The organism is Lentilactobacillus farraginis DSM 18382 = JCM 14108 (genome assembly GCF_000583655.1).
GTDB classification, from domain to species: domain Bacteria; phylum Bacillota; class Bacilli; order Lactobacillales; family Lactobacillaceae; genus Lentilactobacillus; species Lentilactobacillus farraginis.
Map to the genome: position 1 here is coordinate 44869 of NZ_BAKI01000015.1, position 6467 is coordinate 51335.

General features: G+C 43.9%; 5 protein-coding genes. All 5 read left to right on the forward strand.

Translation table 11 applies throughout. The features are described 5' to 3' along the window. Complete coding sequence (locus JCM14108_RS06970; RefSeq protein ID WP_235807121.1) at nt 1-960, forward strand: ABC transporter substrate-binding protein; 960 nt, start codon at nt 1-3, stop codon at nt 958-960. 151 nt (nt 961-1111) lie between these two features. Further along, nucleotides 1112-3049: an ABC transporter ATP-binding protein/permease gene (locus JCM14108_RS06975; RefSeq protein WP_035179605.1), complete on the forward strand. Its 1938-nt coding sequence runs from the start codon at nt 1112-1114 to the stop codon at nt 3047-3049. A gap of 213 nt (nt 3050-3262) precedes the next feature. Further along, nucleotides 3263-3802 (forward strand): DUF5839 family protein, encoded by a 540-nt coding sequence (locus JCM14108_RS06980; RefSeq protein WP_235807122.1) that lies wholly within the window; start codon nt 3263-3265, stop codon nt 3800-3802. 95 nt (nt 3803-3897) lie between these two features. Then, nucleotides 3898-4314, forward strand: coding sequence for an OsmC family protein (locus tag JCM14108_RS06985; protein WP_035179606.1), 417 nt, complete (start codon nt 3898-3900; stop codon nt 4312-4314). Between the two features lie 382 nt (nt 4315-4696). Next, nucleotides 4697-6319, forward strand: a complete 1623-nt coding sequence (locus JCM14108_RS06990; RefSeq protein ID WP_035179608.1) for a peptide ABC transporter substrate-binding protein — start codon at nt 4697-4699, stop codon at nt 6317-6319. Nucleotides 6320-6467 lie beyond the last annotated feature (148 nt).

Here is a 6467-nt window from a genome sequence, read left to right on the forward strand (position 1 = left end):
ATGAGAAAACGGGCTACATATTTTAAACTATTGGTGATGGCAATGATGGCCATCCTGGTTTTAGCGGGCTGCGGTAAGAGCAGTTCTGACGGTGCTAAAACAAAGACGACCGGTACCCGGGTGATTAAGACGGCTGCCGGTAAGGTGAAGATCCCAACGCATCCAAAGCGGATTGTGACAAATGTCTATACGGGAGATGTAGCGTCGCTTGGCGCCCACGTTGTCGGTGCGACGTCGATTGACTTTGCCAGCCCTTATTTGTCCAAATCCCAAAAGAAGGGGATGACCAATCTGGGGTTGACCATGAAGCCGGAAGCGGTGTTGAAGTTAAAGCCGGATTTGATTGTGACTTCCAATGAATCGGATGTTAAAACACTGAAAAAGATTGCCCCGGTTGTTTATATCCCATACGGGACGACCGGTAATATCAAGCAGACAGCCACTAAGTTTGGTCAGATCCTGAATCGGCAAAAACAGGCTCAAAAATGGATTACAAAATTTGAAACTGAGGCAAAGGCGCAAAAGCAACGTCTAATCAAATCGGGAATCACCCCGGCCAAAACGACCATTGGCATTTACGATATGCAAAACGGAAAATTATTTGTAGACGGTGCTAAATGGGGACGTGGTGGTCAGGCATTAGTTACTGGATTGGGCTTTAAACTGCCGGCTGCCATTCAAAAAATTGACAAGGGTCCCGGTTTCCAGCAGGTATCATTGGAAGCTTTAAAGAAATATTCAGCGGATTGGCTGTTCTTTACCAACACGACCAACAGTCAGTCAAATAATAAACAGGCCATTTCGGATTTGAAGGCCAATCCGGTCTGGAAGAGCCTGCCGGCAGTTAAATCCGGTCAAGTGGTTCAATTGCCCGAAAATAAAATGTATTATTTTGATCCAAACGCGGTTTATCAACAATTAAAATTGGTAACGGACGCGATGCTTAAAAAGGCCAAGTAACCTGCTCGACGTGAGATGGGGCTCAAGGGACTTGTTAACCAATTTAACACGAACGTTAGAAAATATTATGATGGCTATTTTCAAAAGTCTATATTCGCGGTACAATACATCGAGTATACGTGTCTCCCGAATTAGATGAACGGAGGAAAAGATGGCCTATTTAGAGTTACATGATATTAAAAAGTCGTATTATCTGGGTAGTGAGGAATTCCCGGTGTTGAAGGGATTGGATCTCTCGTTTGAACAGGGAGAGTTTGTTTCAATTCTGGGTGAATCCGGTGGCGGTAAAACAACTTTGATGAATATCATTGGTGGTTTGGACAGTAATTATACCGGCGATGTAGTCTTGAACGGCAATTCGCTGCGTCATGATACCAATAAGCAGCTGGATGCCTATAGAAGGCAGACAATTGGGTTCATCTTTCAAAATTTTAATTTAATCAGCCATTTAACGGTACTGCAGAATGTCATGGTATCGCTTGAAATGACCACTTTGAACCGAAAACAGCAGGAAGAACGGGCCCGCCAATTACTGGACCAGGTTGGGCTGAAGGAACATGTGAAGAAGTACCCCAATCAGCTTTCCGGCGGTCAAAAGCAGCGGGTCGCAATTGCCCGAGCGTTGGCTTCCGATCCGGAGATTATTATTGCCGATGAGCCAACGGGCGCACTGGACAGTCAGAATACGCAGGAAATTCTTGAGCTGCTGGATCAAATCGCTACAGACGGCAAGCTGGTCATTACCGTTACCCATTCACAGACTGTTGCAAATTACGGCACTCGGATTGTTCGGTTAACAGATGGTAAGATCAGCGAAGATAAGCAGCTGAAGGAACCCTATCGCTCCGGAAATGAAAATGAATTGACCACCCACACGTTGAAATTTGGCGCGACATTGAAGATGGCGTTGGAGAACATGAAGTATAATCTAAAACGCAATATCTTGATTGTAGTGGGCGCGGCAATTGGTATTTTCAGTGTGATTGTCATGTTGGGGTTGGGAAACGGTGTTCAGGGGTATATCAACCATGAGATTTATTCCCAAGTTAACCCCAATGCTTTGCAGATTACCAAGAATGTCAGCAGTGACAGTTCCGATATGGATAAGATCAATATGCAGACGAAGGATAAGAATCGGCTGAATCGGATAAAGCACGTTAAGAATGTGCAGGATGGCTACTATGTGCAGGGCGGCAGCCAATTACGATCCGGTAAAAAAACAGCGGCCATTTCATTTATGCAGACGTTTAATCCGACCATTTTGAAAAAGAGCATTACCAAGGGGACGGCACCTAAAAATGGTGAGATTTTGTTAACTAAAGAAATCGCAGCCAAGTTAAATAAGAAGCATCCCTATTCTTTAATTGGCAAAAAGATTACGTTTTATCAAAATACGCTAAATAAACAAAAACGACCGGTTACATTGAGTAAAACATTAACGGTAAGCGGTGTTGCTAAAGCGAATACGGGCTCGACGTCAATCACGTATCAAACGATGAAGTCGATTTATAATACTAAAAAAATCAGTATTAAGCCGAACTTCCTGACACTTGAGATAACCGGCAGCGTTAAGAATGTCAAACCGGTTCAAAATAAAATCAAGGCTTATAAGAACGGAAAGCATAAGCAACTGTACACGATTACAGGGGTTGGCGGCTTTGTTGATACGTTGAATACGTACATCAATCTGGCAGTTAACGTTTTGGCGACGATTGCCGGTATTTCACTGCTGGTCTCCGCAATTATGATTATTGTGGTGCTGTATATCAGTGTTTCTGAGAGAACCAAGGAAATTGGAATTCTTCGGGCACTGGGGGCTTCAAAAGGCAGTATCCGAAATCTGTTCTTCTCGGAAGCTTTCTTTATCGGTTTGTTTTCATCAATTCTGGCGATTGGCTTGGCAGAGGGCTTGGCTGCAGTGGCTAACCATATTGCCCAGTCGGGAATTCATTATCAGATTATGCAAATTTCGGCTGGTAATCTGCTCTTCGGCCTGCTTGTTTCAATTGTGATCTCATTGTTGGCGGCATTGGCCCCGGCGGGAAAGGCAGCAAGGCTGGACCCAATTGAGAGCTTAAGTTACGAGTGAGCGGATCAAAACGGTTAGCGTTCGGAATATAAGGCGTCAAAGCAGTTAATATCTGGCGTATGCCAGAATGTTACATCATTTGTAATCAAGTCGTATTGGAAATTGGAATACAATGATAGTATTATTAAAGAGTAGTATGTCAGGTACAAGCTTAAATGATGCTGGCTGCTTACAATTCTAAGAAAAAGATTGAGGATAAAGGAATTAGTGATTATGACTGAAGACTCGAGCAAAAAGATTGAAGCATCAAAGAAAAAAATTGAAGCATCAAAGAAAGATCAAGCCCCGAAGTCCAAGCAACCAAAAAAGCCTTATCAACGAAAGCATAAGAAGCCTGTAAAACAGGTCCGAAGGGTGATCGGTGGGTTGCATCTTCGGCTGGAAGAAAATGGTAAGCGATCGTTGTCGACTGACCAGGAATTTTTCTGGGAAATCGGTAAGTATACTGATAACGAAGGCGACCGATTGGTTGATGGCTTTCCAGAATTGGGTCGGATTGCGGTTGTTGAAACCAAGTATGGTTGGCGGCCAGTCGTGGTTGTCCGCGAACAGACTGTGACCGGTGAAGCAGCGGTTAAGGCAGCGGATGAATTAAAATACGTAAGACGTTTCACGAAAAATGATGTACGTACTTATCACGTTGTTCGCCCATTTAAAAAATTCTTGAAAGAAAATAATATTCAGGATCCACGGGAACTAAAGAAGAAAAAGCAGGCTGAGGCAGCTAAAAAGGCTGAAAAAGCTGACAAGTAGTCGATTATAAAAATACCAGCGATGATTTGTTTTGAGTCATTGCTGGTATTTTGGTATGCTTACTAAAAGGAATTGTGTTTGGATGGAGGGTTTTTATGGGAAAGTATATTGTTAATTCAAAATTACGGAAGATCGGTGCGCAGGTTGAAACCCAAACCGGCAGTCATCACTTTTTAGTTGATGAACCGGTGACCGGCGGCGGAACTGATGCGGCTGCCAATCCGGTTCAATATCTGTTGTCGGCAGTGGGATCGTGTATGGCGATTACAGCGAATGATATCGTTCGCAGGCAGCCTGAAATCGAGCTTAAGAAGTTTGATGTAAAAACGGCTGGAGAAACGACCCGTTATCAAGACGGCCGTTCAGCTGTCACAAAGATTCAGGTCACACTTCATGTGGAAACCAATTTGAGTGCACCCGAGCATCACGCCTTTGTCAATCAGGTAATTCGGGAATGCACCGTTCACGAAACATTGAAGCATGCGGTACCAATTGAAATTAAAACAAAGTAGTGAGCGGATCAAAGCGGTTAATGCCCGGAATATAAGGCGTCAAAGCGGGAAATCCCGGGCTTGGATTTTTCGATTTGATCCCTTATATGGAGTGGCATTGCTTTGAGGAGCTGTCCTAAAATCAGTGTGCGGAGCTAATCCGGGATAAACCGGAGTGTAAGGTGTTTGGTTTGAAAAGCCTGATTTTGGGTTTTTAAACCAAATTCCTTACATGCAGGTTTATGGGTTAGCGCAGCAGTCCTAAGAAAGTGAGCGGATCAAAGCGGTTAATGCCCGGAATATAAGGCGTCAAAGCGGGAAATCCCGGGCTTGGATTTTTGAAATGGATCCCTTGTACTGGGAAACTACTGGGGTTAAAAGATATTATTTGAGGGAGTAAGTCATGAAAACAATCAAATTATGGGCTGCCGGTGTTGGGGTCCTTTTGGCGACCTTGATTTTAGCCGGCTGTGGCAATCAAAGTCGATCAAATAACCAAACGCTTAATTTGATGCAGTCATCTGAATTAACAACGTTGGATAATACCAACCAGGCAACACTGCCGGAATTCAATACACTGACCAACATTTCGGAAGGCCTTTATCGCCTGAACGATAATGATCAGCCGGTACCGGCCATGGCAACTAAATTGGTCAAGCCAACTGATAATGGCAAAAAATATGTTTTTCAGATTCGAAAAAATGCCAAGTGGAGTAATGGTGATTCGGTCAAGGCGGCTGATTTTGAATTTGCTTGGAAGCGGGCAATGAATCCGGCGAATAATCCGGTTTACACGTATATTTTTAGTGGGATTAAGAATGCTGATGCAATTATAAATCATAAAAAATCGTATCGCTCGTTGGGAATTAAGGCAACCGGTTACCGGACACTTGAAATTACGTTGGATCATCCGATGGCTTACTTTAACAAACTAATTTGTATGCCGGTTTTTATGCCGCAGGACGAATCGTTTGTTAAAAAAGTAGGTCCTAAAAAATATGGTACCAACGCAAAGACGACGGTTTCCAATGGTGCCTTTAAGATTACGGATTGGACCGGGACCAACGAAACGTATAATTTGGTTAAAAATCCATATTATTGGGATAAAGGAGCCGTTTCTCTCAAACAGATTCACTATAAAACCGTTAAGGATCCAAATACGGCGCATAACCTGTTCCAATCCGGAAAATTGGACGATGCGACTATCTCGGGAGTTACTGCCAAAAGCCTGCAGAAAAACAAGCATTTAAAGCGGGTTCCGAAAGCCTGGACATACTATTTGCAGGTTAATCAGCAAAAGGGCCAGCCATTGGCTAATCAAAAGCTGCGGGAAGCAATTTCATTGGTTATTAACCGAAACGCTTTAACCCAAAAAGTGCTTGCCGACGGCTCACAGCCGGCCAGCAGCTTTGTCAGCCCTAAAACGGCCATCGATCCATTAACCGGCCGGGATTTTAGCGAAGAAACCAGCACCAGTGTTGAACCGGATCTTCAAAAAGCCCGACAATTATGGAACCAGGGACGAAAGGAAGCCAAGATTTCCGGAACGTTAAGACTGTCGATAATTGGCGATGATCAAGACGTTACCAAAAACGTTGCCCAATTTGTTCAGGGCCAGATTAATCAAAACCTGCCGAATGTGAAAGCTTCCATCAGTAATCTGCCTGACAAGGCTTATCAGAATCGGCGGACAAGTGGCCGGTGGGACTTGAGTCAATGGTATTGGCTGGCTGATTTTGCGGATCCGATTAATTATTTGGGGATTTTAACGTCAAACAACACGATGAATCCCGGACATTTCAGCGATCGGACGTATGATCGATTGGTAGCCAAAGCTAAGCGGGCGGATAATCAAAATGACTATTGGCAGAATTTACGGCGGGCAGAAAATCGATTGCAAAAATTAACCGGTGTCATTCCGTTATATTATGTTAAGGAAGATCATTTGGTTAATTCCAAACTAACTGGCGTGGCCTATCACGTTGCCGGCTTTGCGGATTATACGAGAGCTAAGCTGACAAAGTGACGGTTTTAGCAATTCTGACTGATGCTAAGTCGGATTCGGTGTAACGTTACCAATGCAACCATGACCCGGTTCATGGTATAATAAGAAAGTCGTAAGACATCACAAGGAGCCTTCTGCGGCGGAAAACGCGGGAGGCTCCAATTGTTTC